Raw genomic sequence first — 16,171 nt, 5'->3', positions numbered from 1 at the left:
CGACGGCTACCGCGCCACCACGCTGGCCAAGGTCGCGGCCCGCGTCGGCATCACCGAGGCCGACGTCCTGCACCACTTCTCCTCGAAGGCCGACCTGCTCGCCGGCGTGCTACGCCATCGCGACAGCATCGCCCCCGACGCCCTGGCCAACGTGAAGAGCGACGACATCATCGAGTCCGTCCACCGCATGGCGGATCTGGCGCGCACCCTGCTCGACCACCTTCGCGAGGCGATCAAGTCCGGCCCCGTCCCGGTCTCGGGCGACCTGACGATCTGAGGCCAGCAGTTCCGGCTCGGCCCGCACCACGCCGGACTCCAGCCGGGCTGCCCCTTTACCTCGATGAGGGCAACTCATCGGAGAAGTCGACTGGGCACTGATGTGGCGTGCCTGGGATGTCCTGGTGAAGCGGTGGGGCGCCGTCCCCCACGATGACATCTCGGAGTTCGCGATCACGTTTTAGAACGGACGCCGCACAGCTCACGCCCAGTCTTCTCGTCCGCCACTGCGGTGGCCATCATCGCCGCAGTCCCAGGGCGCTGCCCGCATGAGAGATAGACAGTCGCGCGCTGCTTGGCGTGCCTGCTCCCATAGCGGCACAGTCATGATTGCCGCGTCGGTCCACGCTCGGCGCTGCTGGCAACGCGATTCCAACCCTGTACGTGATCTCCTCCAGCCCGCGACTACGCGGCTTCCCGGACCCACGCTCAACGGCCCTTCGGAGCCTTCAGTGTGTCAGAGGCGACGGGCATCATCACATAGACGTCGCCTCCTCTCCCCAGCACGGAACGGAGTCCGTCCGATGGCCAGACGCTTTCAGACCCAGTTGTTCGTGGAGTACGGCCAGTACCTCATCATGGATGCCGGCTCGGGGATTGAGGTCTACCCCCACTACACGAAGAACGGGATCGTCAACGTGGTTCCCGGCGCAGCCAATGTCTCAACGGGTCTGCACACCGGAAGGATCCTCGTTGACGTAGAGCTCGTGAACAGCCCGCCGACACTAGAGACTGGACCGTGGACCGACGTAGTCGAAGTGACCTTCGAATCAATCAGCGGAGACACTCAACTCTTCGAACCCATGGACATGGGCCCCAATGGTGTACCACCGCTGATGGAGTACCCCGGTACCTATCGGATTCGCTTCCATGTCCGAGGCCGGGACGCCGTGGGCTGGGACTCGGGCATTGGCTGGCCTGGGGATCATGCGCCTCCACCCGACGAGAACGGCACCTGGCCTACAGAGATCGACGGCGTTCCCATCGAACAGCACCTTATACAAGTGTGGCATTCACCCGAAGGCGGGCCTGATGTTCTCTACAAGACAACTGATCTGGTAGGAGCCTATCGCCGCACGCGAGCCGAGGATCATTGAGGAGCGAGTCATTTCGCACGCAGGGCCCCGCGCTGCTCAGGTCAACGTTGCAAGTGACTCGCGATAACGAGGCACTCACCTGGTGCTTTGTTGCGGTCTGTGAGCCTCCGCTGTCGCGTCGGGTAGCCGTGCCAGCGGCGCGAGACGAGACCGGGCGGAACAGGCCACATCCCCAGCGAGGTACTCCTTCACTTCCAGGAGATCGTGTATTCCTTTGGTTGGTCTGCTGTGCCGCTGAACGTTTGCCAACGTGCCGCGACGACTGTCGAGTTGGAGAAGACCAGTTCGGTTTCGAGTTGAGAGGTGCGCGGCGCCAGGGAGTTGGCGGGCCGCGGGCATGCGTTGGGATAGCCGGCCAGGGTTGTGCTTGCCCAATTCTTGGCGACGGCTCCATCAGGGAGTATTCCTGAGAGATGGTTGGTGACGTCGTTGACGTCACCGACGGACATGGTGCGGTCGCCTCTGTTCGTCAGCGAGAAGCGGATGCAGTACGGCACCTGGATCTTCCGCCTGTCCGTTGGCTCGAAGTCGGTGATGGGCAGCTTGTCGATGGCGTTGACCCCCACTGCTATGCGGTCCACGGGGCTGGTGGTCCCGGTCTGGTGGAGGACGAATGCCAGGTCTCCGAGTTTAAGGGTCGTTCCGGAAGGGGTCTCATCGCTGCTGCCGTTGTTCTGACGAGTGCCTGACCCGAAACGTGTGAGGGCGTAGAGGCCCAGGCCGCATACCGCAAGGATGGCCAGGGTCACGGCAGCGATACGGGTGTAGGACGGCGTTCCCGGCCCTGGTGCCGGAGTGGCCGGCAGCGTTTCCGGGACCGGCGACGGTGAAGTCGGAACCGTTTCCGGGCTCGGCGCCTGCGGCAGCGTTTCCGCGCCCGCCCCATTGAGACGCGCGATGACCGCGGTCGCGTCGTGTGGGCGGTCGTCGGGCCGCTTGGCGAGCAGTTCGAGCACGAGCGCGTTGAGATGCTCCGGGACGTCCGCGCGCAGGGACCGCGGTGGAGCGGGGATCTGTTCCAGATGCTGGTAGAGGATCGCGGCCAGGCCGGCGCCGGTGTCCACCCAGGGAGCGCCGGTGAGCATCTCGTACAGGACGCAGCCGAACGCGTACAGATCCGTCCGCTGGTCGACGGTACGGCCCTGGATCTGCTCGGCTGCCATGTACATGGGGGTGCCGGCGGACCCGCCGGTGGCGGTGATCTTGGTGGCGTCGGCGAGGCGGGCGATCCCGAAGTCGCAGACCTTCACCCGTCCGCTCTCCAGCAGGAACAGGTTGGCGGGCTTGAGGTCCCGGTGCACGATGCCTCGTCCGTGTGCGGCGGACATCGCGTCGAGGATCTGGACGGCGAGGTCCTTCACCCGTTCGATGGGCATCCCGCCGGGGTGTTCGCCCAGCGTCCGTTGCAGGTCCCGGCCCTGCATCAGCTCCATCACCAGGAAGAGCAGGCGTTCGTCACCGTATTGATGCTCGTCGATGTCGAACACGGTGGTGATGCCGGGATGATTCAGCGTCGCGGCGATCTCGGCTTCCCGGCGGAATCGGGCCACCGAGGCCGGGTCCGCCGCCATCGCCAGCGGCAGGATCTTGACCGCGACCGGGCGCCGCAACCGCAGATCGACGCCCCGCCACACCTCGCCCATTCCGCCCCGGCCGAGCGGCTCCTCCAGCCGGTACCGGCCGGCCAGTTCCAGACCACCCTGCACTGATGCCTCCACACCCGGCCGTCAGGGATAGATCGCGCAATCGGAACATTCCACCAGACCCGGTGACGAGGATCCAGTTCGTGCCGGTGCCGGCACGGAGGCGATCATGGCGCTGCGCGAGGAGCGTCAGCCCAGCGGCTCAACTCGAGGGCGGATCGCTTCCAGCGGCCCGTACTCGCCACCCACCCCCACCGGCGCTGAGCACGACGCCCGGACCGTCACGGCGGCTGCCGCTATCGGACGGCTCCGCGACGTGGGAGAACTGCTGCGCGCCCACCCGACTACGCAGCGCCGCAGGCCCGGGCCGAGGCCGTCCTGGCGCTGCTCCACTCCACCCATTACGAGAACCTGCTGCCCGACCAACCGCCCTGAGCGGGCCTCGGTGGCGGGTCTGACTTCGAGCAGCGCCTCGCCTGGGCAAGGTCGCGTTACCCACCGGTAGTCAGAAGCGCCACCTTTCGGCCTGGGACGCAAAGGCCGGCGAGGTCAGCTTCACCGACTCGCGGCGCGGGTCGGCGAACAGGTCGACCCCGTCCTGGTGGGCCCGGAGCTCGTGGGATCCCCGCCAAGCCCGGCCACGCTTGATCGTGATCTCCGCGATCCGGTCCGTTCCCGGATCGAGGTAGTCGGCGCAGAGCGCGAACAGGCCGGTGCCGCGGCCCATCTGGATCCCCAGGCCGATGCCGAGGGCCTCCTCGGGCGGGGCGATGCCGAGCGTTTCGGCAGCGGCGGCAAGCGCTGACAAGGCCATGGGCTTGGGGGCGTCCAGGAGCAGAGGCGGGAGCGGCTCGGGAAGGAGCACGCCCTGCCCGGGCACGACGACCAGGGCGAAGGCCGGGGAGCGGCCAGGCGTGCGACCGGGGTCCGCCTCCCGGAACACCACCTCGCCGTGCCCGTCGGACGTCCAGACCACGTCCGCGTCAACGGTGAGGGCCTCGAAGACCAGGTCGGACACCATGATTTCGAGGGCCGCGCGCGGGTCGGGGTCTCTCAGCACGCCGTGCCGGCGACTGGAAGAGGAATCGACGATCTCGTAGCGCCAGGTGCCGGCTTCCCCGGCCGCCGGTCGCAACGTCACCCGAACGGGATATGAAGAGGGCTTCGGCATCGTGATCGGCATCCTCGTCCATTTCGGCGGCGCCCGGGCGGTGCCAGAGGCTCAACGCGTTCTGATTCCTTACGGGAATGACCGCCTTATCTGTAGACGACCTCCTGCTTCTGCGCTGAGTTCGTGACACGCAAATCCCGGACGATGACCCGGCCAGGGCCCTCCGGTTCGACGCAGTCCGAGCCGTGCAGGTCAAGGTGTTCGAGGTCGGCGGGGAAGGCCATGCCGTGCCCGACGTACTCCGGGTCGAGGGCGAAGGCGACACGTATTCCGCTCCCTGGGAGCGCGTCGATCGGCTCCGGAACGGAGCGCGGCCGGATGCCGGCGAATTCCTGACGGAATGCGTGACCGTCCTGCCACTCCTCCACCACCACTCTTCCACAGAGGGCCATCACCGCGGCCATGAGCCACCAGCCAGCACCGTTCAAGTAATCGAAGTAGTTGGTGGACGGCAAGTCCGGTTCGTCTCGGGAAGGCGGCAGATCCAACACCGCCGTGAAATCGCGGTCACCGGCTATCTCGATCACGCCCTGCAGCGAGTGCGCCTCGGCCGTTCTGGCCGGCGGATGAAGAACGTGACCACCCACCGCACACAGCAGCGAAGCCGGCAGCCTCGGATCCCGTAGCCCCAAACCGAAGTACATGCCTGGACGTTTGCGTACCGCCTCGTCGAACTCCACCACGGTGATGTCCGCAGCGCTGTACTCATGCCCCGCCACGCCCCAACGCTACCGACCCAACGGCCGAGCGTTTCTGCCGATCTGCGTAGCCCCGGCCGTCCCCGCCCTCCTATCGCCCGGATTCTGCTTTAGGAGCCGATACTCGTCGTCCCCATGGCCATGACGGCGCTGCTGCTCGTACTGTCACGGCATGAAGCGGATCGTTGCGTGGACCGTGGTGATCACCATCCTGGTCGGTGTTGCGCTCGGGTGGTGCGTGGCGTTCGCTCCTGGCTGGATCGTCCGGCATGACCTGGGTGCGCGCGGACTATCCGCGCTGTCGGCCACCGATCGGTTGAAGGCGATGAGTGATGTGCGGGCGACCGTGCTCCAGGGGCTGGCCGCCATGGTCGCCCTGGGCGGAATCGAGGTGGGCGCCGCGGCGACTTTGCGGCAGATCAGAGTCAGCAGAGAAGGCCAGTTCATCGACCTGTTCACCAAGGCTCTGGAACAACTGTCGAGCGACGATGTACTCGTCCGCCAAGGCGGCGTTTACGCCATGGAGCAGATCGCCGATGCCGCCCCGCACTACCGGGGCCATATCGGGGCGCTGCTGGCCAGCTTCGTCCGGCAGCAGGCTCCGTGGCCGCCATCACGGCCGCTGGAAGAGATCGATGCTGAACGAGCGGGCTACACCGGGGGTCTGCGCGACGACGTCGGTGGGGCCATGGCGGCCCTGACCCGCCGGTCGATGGTCCTTCCCGGAAGCAGCATCGAACTGGAGAAGGTCGACTTCCGGGGCGCCTATCTGCACGAAAAGGACCTCAGCAGGTTCTGTTTCGCCGATGCCAACCTCGAAGGCGCCACGCTCACCAAATGCGATCTGTCGTACGCGACCCTCGCCAACGCCAACTTGAACGACGCCGACCTGACGGGCGCCACACTGACCGGCGCCGATCTCACCGGAGCCGACCTGACCGGGGTCATCGGCCTCGACCCCGCTCGAACTGCCGAGCCGGCCCGGACCGGGCAACCACAGACGCAAGCCGACTCGTAGATCCACGTAACCGCCCACAACCTCCCCGCCGTAACTCCCTCATCGCCGCACTGCTCGAACCGCGAGTGACTCTGATCGTCTGGTCATTCGCCTCCCCAGGCGTGCACGCTTACCCAGGGCACGCGGCGAACAGCACGCTGGCTCGCTGGAGGGGTGGAAGCAGCGTCAACATCCTGCTTCGCGCTCGTCGGCCACGGATGGCAGGAGGGTGAGTTCGAGGTATCGCGTGGTCGTCCAGGCTTGCCACACTTGAAGAGAATTGCCTGCCGGCGCGACCTGTATTCGGACGACTTCGCCAGGAACTGCGGTAAAGGCCACCGGAGGGCTGCCCGTCCAGTCGATAACGGCCCGCGCAACGTGCTCAGCTGGCGCAACGTCAACGTTGACCTGGCCGCCACGTTTGATCTTGCCGCAGAAGGTGTCGTCAATGATCAGACGGTAGGCGCGTATCCGATCCCGATAACCGCCCCGCGGCCGCAAGAACGTGACTCGTACGGTTCCGGCCATGTTCGCCATGGTCGCACATGGGCGAACGTGCGACGCGGCACGGCGGGGACCGGACTGAACAGGCCGCATGCTAAAAGATCAAGGCCCAGGTTCGGGGGTCGTGTCCCTGGCCTGCGCCTTCGCGGTGAGCGGGTGACGGGAATGCCCCTTGATCACCCTGCCTAATGGCCCCGCTAATGCCCCGCCGCCGATCCTCTGACCTGCGCCGATCGGGCGGCTGTTCCCTCTGATCGCCTTGTCCCCGGCTCCTGCGGCGTAGCCATCTGCCTCTTCCTCCGGAGCTTGGCAATGTGGCCCCCGTGCCCACGGTGCACGGTGATACTCCTCGTTTGCGGGCCGTCTGACTTCCCGCCCCCGCCGCGCCCCATCTAGGTGTTCGAAGGGTTGGCGTTAGATCAGGCACGTGTCGTTTGATGGAGCAGTCGCCAACACTCACCCGCCGAGGAGTCCCCATGCTTCCAGCGCCAAGCCTGTTCGCCGTCACACTCGACTGTCCAGAGCCGGTGGAGCTCGCGCGATTCTATCAAGCATTCGTAGGCGGCAAGTTGTTCTTCTCCTCTAACAAGGACTATGTGGCACTCGTGATCGATGCTGGTTTCAGCCTAGATTTCCAGCACGTCGCTAACCCTGCGCCGGTCCGATGGCCCGCGTCGAGTGCCGCGCGCCGAGTACACCTGGACTTCGCAGTCGATGACCTCGACCAAGCTGAGAAGCACCTGCTGGGTATCGGCGCCGTGTTGGCCGACTTCCAACCCGGCGGCCGAAAATTCCGAGTGCTACTCGACCCCGCTGGGCATCCGTTCTGTATCGCCACTAGGTCCGCGGCAGCCATCAGCGAGCACGCGCCCGCCCAGCCTCGTGGTAGTCAGTAGCCCTGCCCGGTATTCGCCCGCACAGACGCATGACGCTCCGGGGTGCCCGTTCGCGCGAACGGCGTACCCGTGACAGACCGTCTCGCGCGAACGAGTGCCCCGGCTCCGGGAGGGGTATGGGGAACCACGGGGTTCCCACTCACACACGCTCAACTGCCCTTCGGTGCCTTCGGTATGTCAGAGGCGACGGGCATCGTCGGAAGACGTTGCCGCCTCTCCTGATCATGGAACGGAGCCCATCCGATGGCCAGGCGCTTTCAGCCCCAGGTATTCGTGGAGTACGGCCAGTATTTCATCATGGATGCTTGCTCGGGTTAGCTGCGCCGGGCACCACGTTAACGACCCCGTTGCACGGACGGTGCCGCACTGCCTTGGTCTACGTTGCGAGTCACTTGCGGCGGTGAGGCACTCACCTGATGCTTTGTTGCAGTCCTCGGGGGTCTCCGCTGCGGGGTTGGGCGGCCGCGCAGGGCGGCGCGGGACGGGACCGGACGGAACGGGCCGCACGCGCGGCGCGCCGGGGCGGGCGCCCTTGGCAGCTCTTCCGAATCACGCACTGGAGATTGCCCATGCCACAGGTAACGATCTTGAACTTGAAAGAAGCCGATCCGCTGCCCGACATCGCGGACGCTGTCAGACGTGCTCTGACGAGCATGCCGGAACTCCAGATAAACGATCACGAAATCGACCTTGTCCCTGTCCTGGCACCGGGCTCCTTCGACGCCGTGACGACCAGGATCAACGTCGATCTGTGGGAGCACGAGGCACGGACCAAAGAAGCGCTGCAAGAGCTGGCGACTCGGGTCGCCAGGGCCTTCCAAGCCGTAACGGGGGCAAACCGAAAGGTGAAAGCAGTCATCCGCCCGTACGACGTGGGACGGAGCGGCTGGGTGTCACTGGGAGCTGATCAGCACGCCTGCGAGTGATCTAGGGCGGACGGGCGACGCAACGCGACGCGCCGGGACCGGACGGAACAGGCCACCCGCCCCGGCGCGCCGGGTCCGGCGGGCGCCAGCGGCTGCGGATCGGGCGCCCTTGAAGACGTAATGAAACTTCTCATCCGGGTCACCGTGGCTAATCGCCCGCTGCTCGCTCGCTGGCCTGCGCCGCCTCTACCAGCTGCGCTGCTGCTGTTCAGCATCCGCTTGAACGGTCCGCACGCGTCCCGCTCGGTGATGGTTCCGATCCGGCTGCTCGACAGGAAGGCTATGCGCATTGGCGGCGCGGAACGGGTCTGGCGGCGCGCACCGCCGCAGGAAGGCCGGTGGTCTAGTCGGTGATCCCGGCGTAGGCGATGACCTTCGTGGGGCGCAGCCGGACGACGACCTCGCCGGGCACCCCGTTGCGCTTGCCGAGTTCCTCGGCCTGGTCCGGGCCCGCGTACCGGGCGCCGGCCCGGGTGGCGACATCGACCAGCTCGTCCAGGTCTTCGCTCATGGTCACCTCGCCGCGGGCCTCGACGTAGGCGAAGGGCGGGGCGTCGTCGTCCACGCACAGCGCCGCGCGCGGATCACGCCGCAGGTTGCGCGCCTTGGCCGCTTGGCCGTTGGTGGTGAACGCGAACGTTTCGCCGTCGAAGACGTACCAGACGGGAGTGATGTGCGGCGTGCCGTCGGGTCCGACCGTGGAGAACTTCCCCGTGCGGGCCCCGCGCGTGACGAACTCGTGCCACTCCTGTGTCGACATGGTGTGCATCGGAATCCCCTTTTGTCGGTGCTCCCCGAGGCGGATACCGCCGGAGCGCTCAGTGGCCGCTCACCCGGTCCTGTGGCGGTGGCGGGCGGGCACCGACGCCGCGACCAGCTCGTAGGAGTCCGCGACGAGGTCCTTGACCAGCGTGGCGGTGATCTCCCGGCCTGCGGCCAGGGAGATCCAGTGCCTCTTGTTCAGGTACCGGCCCACGGTGATCGATTCGTGCCGTTGCCGCAGCGACCGCGCATACTCGGGCTCGGCCTTCACGGTGATGATCTGCTCGTCCGGGTCGTCGGTGACGATGAGGAAGACCTTCCCCGCCACCTTGTAGACGTCCAGCTTGTCGGTGAACGGCCGTCCGTGACTGACGCCCGGAAGCTCGTCGGCCGTGCTGCGGGCCAAACGCTGAAGGCGGTCGCCGGTGATGGTCATGGCCGGCTCACTCGGTGCCGAACCGCGCGGGGTCGACCGGCCGGCGCGACTTGGCCAGGTTGCCGACCACCAGCCGGTAGGACTCGGTGACCAACTCCCGCACCAGCTTTTTGTCGATCGAATCGCCCGGCGCGAGCGTGATCCAATGCCGCTTGTTCATGTGATAGCCCGGGGTGATATCCGCATACGCCTCGCACAAGGCTCGGGCCTCGTCCGGACGCGACTTCACGATCACCACTGGCCGACCGGGCGCCTCGGTCAACAACATGAACCACTTGTCCACGACCCTGACGGCTTCCCAACCAGGCTCAAAGGAATACAGCGTGGTCGCCGGCAACTCTTCAGCCCGCTTCTGCGCCGTGTCCTGCAGAGCCTTTGCGTTCAACGCGCCAACCTCCTCTTCGGTGACGAGTACAGGTGCGCAACCTTCGCGCGCCCGCCGCCCACCGCCCACCGCCCACCGTCACCCCAACTCCATCACCGAACGCTTCACCAGGCATCTCATCCCCGCTTCAGCCCCGTACCCGCATGTTGGCGCATCCGCGCAGGGACGGATCATGTGTTCGCAAAGGATCCGCTGGCGCTCGGACCGGGCGCCCCTCCCGTACGGACGCGCAACGCTCCGGGATGCTCGTTCGCGCGAACGGCGCGCAACCCGTGACAGACCGTCTCGCGCGAACGAGTGCAACGGCCCGCTGGGGGTCCAGGGGGCGGCGCAGCCCCCTGGTTCGATCTCGCTTGACCGTCGCCGTCGGTCTCCCCCGGCCGCCTCCCGTCGTTTCCGGACCGCTCCCGCCCGGCAACGCCCACCCGCCTTCTCAAAGTCGGGTCCGTTTCGAGGCTTTTCGGCCACGACACGCACTCGCGACCTCTATATTATTACTCTGCGCACATGATCGGATACTTTCGGTCATCGTCGTGACATGTACGGATGCACGGAACAAGGAGAACCCCCATGCGACGTGTCTTCACCAACACGGCCGGCCTGGCCGCCCTCGGCGCGCTGGCCTTCGCCACCGCCCAGCCCGCCCAGGCCGGCACCCTCCCCGCCCACCAGCCGGCCCGCGCCGCCGCCGACACCCCCGCCTACTTCGAGATGACCGACGTCACCCGGGAGCGGTTCGTCATCAAGCTGACCAAGAGCGAGGACATCCAGCACGCCCGGGCTCTGGTCAACGGCGAGACCAACGACCGGCCCCACGTAATCACGCGGATCACCAAGCGGCAGGCCGACTACAACCCGCGGTGGAGCTACCACGCCAACCCCGACACCACCCAGTTCTTCGACCAGGCCTTCGAGGTCTGCGACGCGACCATCCCCTACGTCGAGGACAACCTCGACGAAGCCGGCGGCCCCTTCCTGCCCGGCCTGGTCTGGTGCGACTGGACCTCCCGCCTGATCCGGGAGATCCCCGCCCCATAGGCGACCACTCCGGCCTGGTAGTACCGGCACCAACGCCGCCAGACGCCGCGACCAGCCCGGCCCCGGGGCCGCCAACACGGCCCCGGAGCCGGGCTTTTCGACGCCGGGACCTCCGTCCGCACCTGCGCAACCGGAAGCGCTGTCCCGGACACTGAGGTGCGAAGCTTCCCGTTGCCATGTCGGGCTCCCGTCCAAGCGCGCTCGGCTGGATGACCTCTTCTACGTCTTGTGGACTCGCTTCGGTGGGCGGACGGGCGACGCGGCGCGCCGGGCCGGACGGAACAGGCCGCACGCCCGGCGCGCCGGGTCCGGCAGCAGCCGGCGACCGCGAAGCGGGCGCCCTTGAAGACGTAATGAAACTTGTCATCCGGGCCCCGACGCACTGGCATCCCGCCGTGCCGGGCTGGCGTCCTTACGTTGAGCAGGACTTGCATGGTTCCGGGAGTCGCGCGACGAAGGCCAGCGTCGTCGAGCATGTTCGCTGACGCGTCGTTGGACGGCAGCGGAAGGCGGCGTGGGAGGGTGCGTATGGAGTATGGCAACGGGCGGGCTGCGGTTTCAGCACCGGCCGGCCGAAGGGCCGCGTCTTCACGGAGGGACCGCCTGGTGCCGGTTGTCTGATGGCCCGCTCACGTCCGTCGATGACGACGGTGGAAACGATCAAGGCCCGGGTTCGGGGAGTGTGTCCCTGGCCTGGGCCTTTGCGGTGAGCGGGTGACGGGAATCGAACCCGCACTGTCAGCTTGGGAATCAAACCGATCCGGGCCGTCACAGCGCCTGACCTGGCCTCCGCCCGTACCGTGAGTGACCGTGATTAACCCCTGATCACCGCGGCTAATTGCACGCTAATTGCACGCCGCCGTAGGTGCTGAGCTGTGGGTCCTCAGCCTGCTCGGAACCGGGACAGCACCCGGTCATCCGAGGGCAAGCGGACCCGGAGCGCAGGACCGGCCACGGCCCGAGCACCGGAAGCCGCGCGGCAGCGATCGCCCCCAACCCCGCAACCCACCTCAGCCACGCTGTGGCGATCGTAGGGCGCAACCGTCGCTTTCCGGTCCGTACGACCATGACCATCCCTTCGTCTGCCTGCGCTTCTCTCGTTTGGCCTCGACAATCGCCTGCCAGTTCGTATGATCCTTCTTGAGGCAGAGCGACGCAGACACATCCGTAGAACAGCAGCGCGGAACCGGCAAGATCTCTATGCATCGAATGACGGAGACGATCCTCAGCATGTGATCGCGCATGGGCTCACGCGCGGGAGGCAATGATGAGTGACCCGCAAAGGTTCTTTCTGTTCATTAGTTCAGGGAATTGGAATTCGGCAATGAGCGGCTTGAAGGCGAGTGGCATTCCATATCGAATGAAGATGCTTGAATCTAGCCCCGACAATTGGGCAACCATCGAGGAGATCGTCAACGATGCGACGCTTGCGGGAGTGGCAGTAAAGCTGACCAGTCCAGTCTTCAATATGATATGCGACTCTGCATACAAGGAGCATGCTGAGCGGATTTTTTCGGCCATTGGACAGGTTCCAAACATCGTCTTTGTGCACCAAAACGTTCTTCTAGGGATAGAAAGTGATCCTTTTGATCGCCAGAGAGAGAACGACCTTTATCTTGGTCGCCAGAGAGAGGACGACACTTACCTCTTTGCCTCAAACTTCTTTTTCCCTCCAAGCAAGGAGATTAGAGACGAAGTGCGGGCACTACTCGAAGTGAATCGAATAAATGTAGTTCCCTATGAAACGAACGCCGAGCTGGCCGTACTGGCCGCCACTTTCATTGAGGACAACCATAGGAATCTGCTCTTCCGAATCTACGTCCCATCTGGTCGATTGTACGCAGCCGAGGCGGACAAGCTGTTGACACTGTTTCAAGATTGGTTGACTCAAACCGGGCGATTCCGTGTCAGGCGAGACGGTTATCGAACGGCAGCTGGGCAAGTTTTTGAATTTTATGGCGATGAGCACACAACGAACGCTGAACTATCGCGAAATTTCGAAGATTTCTCTATGTTCTTGGATGAGTGTGTAGAGGCGCCCGAAGCTGCCGCGAACACACTCAGTGCCTCCGGCCTCGACAGACGCTCAGCACTTGCACTCGTAACACGTTACGCACGTGAAGCTAGGCGCCTTCAACTGGATCTTAAACACGAACGCGAAGCCCGAATCCTGCAGATCAGGCAAAATATGGAGTCTGAGTTGCTGGATGCGACGTCACCTTCGCTGGTTAGCGAACTGGACTCTATAATCGAAGAAAGCGTTCCAGGGGCCAGGTTGCTGGCGCCACTAGATTCGGCGCCAGTTGCATCCACCGGCCATACAACTACAATTATCAACCAGCAGATCATTCAGTCCGTTCAGGATCTGACTATTAACAATATTCATGGCACGGCGGATCTCTCTGAAGAGGCGAGGGAGCTCCTCCGGCTGATCGGCAAGTTCGGTGGAGACGAAGCAGGGGGGCTCGAATCCGCCGTCCACGAGATCGAGGATTCTGACGCTAGAGAGACTGATCGGCTCGGCGCCAAGCAGCGTCTGAAAGGCTTCCTCATTCGACTTACTGAGCGCGCCGAAGAGACCGCTGTTAATGCACTTATGGCTTACCTTGAGAACAAGGCTGGTCTGTAGCAATCCCGGTTCGCGGTCGAGCGGCCCGGCGCGGCGGGACCGGACGGAACAGGCCGCACGCCCGGCGCGCCGGGGCGGGCGGCCGCCCGGCGACCGCGAAGCGGGCGCCCTTGAAGGCGTAATGAAACTTCTCATCCGAGCCCCGACGCACTGGCATCCCGCCGTGCCGGGCTGGCGTCCTTACGTCGAGCAGGACTTGCATGGTTCCGGGAGTCGCGCGACGAAGGCCAGCGTCGTCGAGCATGTTCGCTGACGCGTCGTTGGACGGCAGCGGAAGGCGGCGTGGGAGGGTGCGTATGGAGTATGGCAACGGGCGGGCTGCGGTTTCAGCACCGGCCGGCCGAAGGCCGCGTCTTCGCGGAGGGACCGCCTGGTGCCGGTTGTCTGATGGCCCGCTCACGTCCGTCGATGGCGACGGTGGAAACGATCAAGGCCCGGGTTCGGGGAGTGTGTCCCTGGCCTGGGCCTTTGCGGTGAGCGGGTGACGGGAATCGAACCCGCGCTGTCAGCTTGGGAAGCTGAAGTTCTACCATTGAACTACACCCGCGTGGCGGGGGTGGAGGGCCGCCCGCGCTTGGACATCGTACCGGAAAGTCGGGTGCGGCGTGGCGGGGGTGCGGGTGGGATAGCTTTTCGGGGTGCTGCTCTCCGATCGCGACATCAGGTCCGAGCTCGAGTCCGGGCGGGTGAAGATCGACCCGTACGAGCCGGGCATGGTCCAGCCGTCCAGCGTGGACGTCCGGCTGGACCGGTACTTCCGGGTGTTCGAGAACCACAAGTATCCGCACATCGATCCGGCTGTGGAGCAGCCGGATCTGACGCGGCTGGTGGAGGTGGACGCCGAGGAGGCGTTCGTGCTGCATCCCGGGGAGTTCGTGCTGGCGTCGACGTACGAGGTGTTCGGGCTGCCGGACGACCTCGCGGCCAGGCTCGAGGGGAAGTCCAGCCTGGGGCGGCTGGGGCTGCTGACGCACTCGACGGCGGGGTGGATCGACCCGGGGTTCAGCGGGCACGTGACGCTGGAGCTGTCGAACGTGGCGACGCTGCCGATCAAGCTGTGGCCGGGGATGAAGATCGGGCAGATGTGCCTGTTCAGGACGAGTTCGCCGGCGGAGTACCCGTACGGGTCGGAGCGGTACGGGTCGCGGTACCAGGACCAGCGGGGGCCGACGCCGTCGCGGTCGTACCTGAACTTCCACCGCACCACGGTGTGACGCGGGGCACGTGACTCAGATCACGCAAAGATGAAACATCTTCTCGGGACGGGTAGTTTCGAGCGACGCACAGCCATGGCACCTGGTTGACAGCCTCTTTGGATTGAGGCGGTCGACGGGTGCCGGACGGATGAGGGCTACCCGTTTCCGCGCCGCCCCCGGGTGTGGGAACACGGAAGGAGATCGTGTCCATACTCCGCGCGGAAAGCGTCACGAAGCTGTTCGGCCGGAAGGCGGCCGAGGCGCAACGAAAACTCAAGGCGGGCGCGGACCTGAAGGACGTCCGCTCACTGGGCGTCACCCCCGCCGTCGTGGACGCCACGTTCGAGGTCGAGCAGGGCGAGATCTTCGTGGTGATGGGCCTGTCGGGGTCCGGTAAGTCCACGTTGATCCGGATGCTGAACGGGCTTCTGGAGGCCACCTCCGGGACCGTCGAGATCGATGGCCAGGATATCGCGAAGCTGTCGCCGAAGGCGCTGCGAACGCTCCGGCAGGACAAGATCAGCATGGTCTTCCAGCACTTCGCGCTCTTCCCCCATCGGTCCGTCCTGGCGAACGCGGCGTACGGGCTCGAGGTCCGCGGCGTCGCCAAGGAGGAACGAGAGAGGAAGGCCCGGGAGTTCCTGGGGCTCGTCGGGCTGGCGGGCTGGGAGGACAGGCTCCCCGGTCAGCTGTCCGGCGGCATGCAGCAGCGGGTCGGGCTGGCGCGCGCGCTGGCGGCGGGCACCGACATCATCCTGATGGACGAGGCGTTCAGCGCGCTGGACCCGCTGATCCGCCGCGAGGTGCAGGACCTGCTGCTGGATCTGCAGGGACGGTTCGGCAAGACGATCGTGTTCATCACGCACGACCTGAACGAGGCCATGCGCATCGGCGACCGGATCGCGGTGATGCGGGAGGGCCGGATCGTGCAGATCGGCACGGCCGAGGAGATCCTGACGGACCCGGCGAACGACTACGTCGCCCAGTTCGTCGCGGACGTCGACCGGACGCGGGTGCTGACGGCGTCGTCGGTGATGGAGAAGCCGCTGGTGACGGTGCTGTCGTCGACGGGGCCGCGGACGGCGCTGCGGACGATGCGCGAGCACCAGACCGACGCCGCGTTCGTCGTCGGCCGGGACCGGAAACTGATCGGCAAGGTGAAGGCCGCGGCGGTCGCGGACGCCGTCCAGGAGAACGTGCAGAAGCTGGACGGGCTGATCGACCCGGAGGACCTGGAGCCGGTGCCGCCGGACACGCCGGTCGCCGACCTGTTCCAGCGGTGCGCGGAGAGCGACCTGCCGGTGCCGGTGGCGGACGAGGCCGGGACGCTGCTCGGGGTGATCCCGCGGGTGACGCTGCTGGCGGCGCTCGGCGCGATCAGCACGCACGTGGAGGAGGTCGTCGAGTCGGGCGGCGAGGACGAGGCGGAGCCGGCGCTCGCGCTGACGAAGGAGGGTTCCGTTGACGACTGACGTGCTCGCGAGCGAGCTGCCCCGGGTGCACGTCGGCGACTGGTT

The 16,171-nt window shown here is 65.8% G+C and carries 16 protein-coding genes, 1 tRNA gene and 1 pseudogene; 10 read left to right on the top strand and 8 right to left on the bottom strand.

The annotated features are described in order from the left end of the window. Positions 1-16 precede the first annotated feature (16 nt). The 3 genes and pseudogenes from F9B16_RS52655 to F9B16_RS15520 form a co-directional block, all read left to right on the top strand. Positions 17-91, top strand: a pseudogene (locus F9B16_RS52655) (TetR family transcriptional regulator); the annotation flags it as partial. Between the two features lie 15 nt (positions 92-106). Then, positions 107-277, top strand: coding sequence for a hypothetical protein (locus F9B16_RS15525; RefSeq protein ID WP_225991653.1), 171 nt, complete (start codon positions 107-109; stop codon positions 275-277). 523 nt (positions 278-800) lie between these two features. Beyond that, on the top strand, positions 801-1,373 hold the full coding sequence (locus F9B16_RS15520) for a hypothetical protein (RefSeq protein ID WP_151540770.1): 573 nt from the start codon (positions 801-803) through the stop codon (positions 1,371-1,373). A 188-nt stretch (positions 1,374-1,561) separates the two neighbouring features. Here F9B16_RS15520 and F9B16_RS15515 read toward each other — a convergent pair whose 3' ends face one another. The 3 genes from F9B16_RS15515 to F9B16_RS15505 form a co-directional block, all read right to left on the bottom strand. Next, positions 1,562-3,079, bottom strand: coding sequence for a serine/threonine-protein kinase (locus F9B16_RS15515; protein WP_151540769.1), 1,518 nt, complete (start codon positions 3,077-3,079; stop codon positions 1,562-1,564). Positions 3,080-3,521: 442 nt separating this feature from the next. Then, a complete protein-coding gene (locus tag F9B16_RS15510; RefSeq protein ID WP_151540768.1) occupies positions 3,522-4,199 on the bottom strand; it encodes a hypothetical protein in 678 nt (225 codons plus the stop codon). A gap of 74 nt (positions 4,200-4,273) precedes the next feature. Continuing rightward, positions 4,274-4,906: a DNA topoisomerase IV subunit B family protein gene (locus F9B16_RS15505; protein WP_151540767.1), complete on the bottom strand. Its 633-nt coding sequence runs from the start codon at positions 4,904-4,906 to the stop codon at positions 4,274-4,276. Between the two features lie 151 nt (positions 4,907-5,057). On the opposite strand from F9B16_RS15505, the gene F9B16_RS15500 reads away from it, so the two are divergent. Further along, positions 5,058-5,903: a pentapeptide repeat-containing protein gene (locus tag F9B16_RS15500; RefSeq protein WP_151540766.1), complete on the top strand. Its 846-nt coding sequence runs from the start codon at positions 5,058-5,060 to the stop codon at positions 5,901-5,903. A 165-nt stretch (positions 5,904-6,068) separates the two neighbouring features. On the opposite strand, the gene F9B16_RS15495 is transcribed toward F9B16_RS15500, so the two are convergent. After that, entirely contained in the window at positions 6,069-6,410 is a 342-nt protein-coding gene (locus F9B16_RS15495; RefSeq protein ID WP_151540765.1) for a hypothetical protein, read from the bottom strand. 452 nt (positions 6,411-6,862) lie between these two features. Here F9B16_RS15495 and F9B16_RS15490 point away from each other — a divergent pair, with 452 nt between their 5' ends. Together F9B16_RS15490 and F9B16_RS15485 are read left to right on the top strand one after the other, a co-directional pair. Continuing rightward, entirely contained in the window at positions 6,863-7,282 is a 420-nt protein-coding gene (locus F9B16_RS15490; protein ID WP_151540764.1) for a VOC family protein, read from the top strand. A 569-nt stretch (positions 7,283-7,851) separates the two neighbouring features. After that, complete coding sequence (locus F9B16_RS15485; RefSeq protein ID WP_151540763.1) at positions 7,852-8,208, top strand: hypothetical protein; 357 nt, start codon at positions 7,852-7,854, stop codon at positions 8,206-8,208. 343 nt (positions 8,209-8,551) lie between these two features. Here the strand turns inward: F9B16_RS15485 and F9B16_RS15475 are convergent, their stop codons facing one another. The 3 genes from F9B16_RS15475 to F9B16_RS15465 form a co-directional block, all read right to left on the bottom strand. Next, positions 8,552-8,968 (bottom strand): PPOX class F420-dependent oxidoreductase, encoded by a 417-nt coding sequence (locus F9B16_RS15475; protein WP_225991652.1) that lies wholly within the window; start codon positions 8,966-8,968, stop codon positions 8,552-8,554. 69 nt (positions 8,969-9,037) lie between these two features. After that, entirely contained in the window at positions 9,038-9,406 is a 369-nt protein-coding gene (locus F9B16_RS15470; protein ID WP_151540760.1) for an MmcQ/YjbR family DNA-binding protein, read from the bottom strand. 7 nt (positions 9,407-9,413) lie between these two features. Continuing rightward, on the bottom strand, positions 9,414-9,791 hold the full coding sequence (locus tag F9B16_RS15465) for an MmcQ/YjbR family DNA-binding protein (protein WP_151540759.1): 378 nt from the start codon (positions 9,789-9,791) through the stop codon (positions 9,414-9,416). A gap of 570 nt (positions 9,792-10,361) precedes the next feature. On the opposite strand from F9B16_RS15465, the gene F9B16_RS15460 reads away from it, so the two are divergent. Beyond that, on the top strand, positions 10,362-10,829 hold the full coding sequence (locus tag F9B16_RS15460; protein ID WP_151540758.1) for a BP74-related protein: 468 nt from the start codon (positions 10,362-10,364) through the stop codon (positions 10,827-10,829). 1,324 nt (positions 10,830-12,153) lie between these two features. Beyond that, the gene (locus F9B16_RS15455; protein ID WP_151540757.1) at positions 12,154-13,458 is read left to right on the top strand and encodes a hypothetical protein; all 1,305 of its coding nucleotides are present in this window, start codon (positions 12,154-12,156) and stop codon (positions 13,456-13,458) included. A 476-nt stretch (positions 13,459-13,934) separates the two neighbouring features. On the opposite strand, the gene F9B16_RS15450 is transcribed toward F9B16_RS15455, so the two are convergent. Further along, positions 13,935-14,005: transfer RNA gene (locus tag F9B16_RS15450), tRNA-Gly, on the bottom strand. Between the two features lie 91 nt (positions 14,006-14,096). On the opposite strand from F9B16_RS15450, the gene dcd reads away from it, so the two are divergent. Further along, positions 14,097-14,672 carry a dCTP deaminase gene (gene dcd / locus F9B16_RS15445; protein WP_151540756.1) on the top strand — a complete coding sequence of 192 codons (576 nt, stop codon included), beginning with the start codon at positions 14,097-14,099 and terminating at the stop codon, positions 14,670-14,672. A 185-nt stretch (positions 14,673-14,857) separates the two neighbouring features. After that, positions 14,858-16,126 carry a quaternary amine ABC transporter ATP-binding protein gene (locus F9B16_RS15440; protein ID WP_151540755.1) on the top strand — a complete coding sequence of 423 codons (1,269 nt, stop codon included), beginning with the start codon at positions 14,858-14,860 and terminating at the stop codon, positions 16,124-16,126. Positions 16,127-16,171 lie beyond the last annotated feature (45 nt).

The sequence above is a fragment of the Actinomadura montaniterrae genome, from assembly GCF_008923365.1.
Lineage (GTDB): Bacteria > Actinomycetota > Actinomycetes > Streptosporangiales > Streptosporangiaceae > Spirillospora > Spirillospora montaniterrae.
The sequence above is the reverse complement of the archived record's forward strand: the minus strand, read 5'-3'. Positions and strand labels throughout refer to the sequence as shown.

What these genes read in the sequence shown, in the direction of transcription:
- F9B16_RS15520 (WP_151540770.1), top strand. Translation starts at nt 801, where the DNA reads ATGGCCAGACGCTTTCAGACCCAGTTGTTCGTGGAGTACGGCCAGTAC.
- F9B16_RS15510 (WP_151540768.1), bottom strand. Translation starts at nt 4,199, where the DNA reads ATGCCGATCACGATGCCGAAGCCCTCTTCATATCCCGTTCGGGTGACG.
- F9B16_RS15500 (WP_151540766.1), top strand. Translation starts at nt 5,058, where the DNA reads ATGAAGCGGATCGTTGCGTGGACCGTGGTGATCACCATCCTGGTCGGT.
- F9B16_RS15495 (WP_151540765.1), bottom strand. Translation starts at nt 6,410, where the DNA reads ATGGCCGGAACCGTACGAGTCACGTTCTTGCGGCCGCGGGGCGGTTAT.
- F9B16_RS15490 (WP_151540764.1), top strand. Translation starts at nt 6,863, where the DNA reads ATGCTTCCAGCGCCAAGCCTGTTCGCCGTCACACTCGACTGTCCAGAG.
- F9B16_RS15485 (WP_151540763.1), top strand. Translation starts at nt 7,852, where the DNA reads ATGCCACAGGTAACGATCTTGAACTTGAAAGAAGCCGATCCGCTGCCC.
- F9B16_RS15475 (WP_225991652.1), bottom strand. Translation starts at nt 8,968, where the DNA reads ATGTCGACACAGGAGTGGCACGAGTTCGTCACGCGCGGGGCCCGCACG.
- F9B16_RS15470 (WP_151540760.1), bottom strand. Translation starts at nt 9,406, where the DNA reads ATGACCATCACCGGCGACCGCCTTCAGCGTTTGGCCCGCAGCACGGCC.
- F9B16_RS15460 (WP_151540758.1), top strand. Translation starts at nt 10,362, where the DNA reads ATGCGACGTGTCTTCACCAACACGGCCGGCCTGGCCGCCCTCGGCGCG.
- F9B16_RS15455 (WP_151540757.1), top strand. Translation starts at nt 12,154, where the DNA reads ATGAGCGGCTTGAAGGCGAGTGGCATTCCATATCGAATGAAGATGCTT.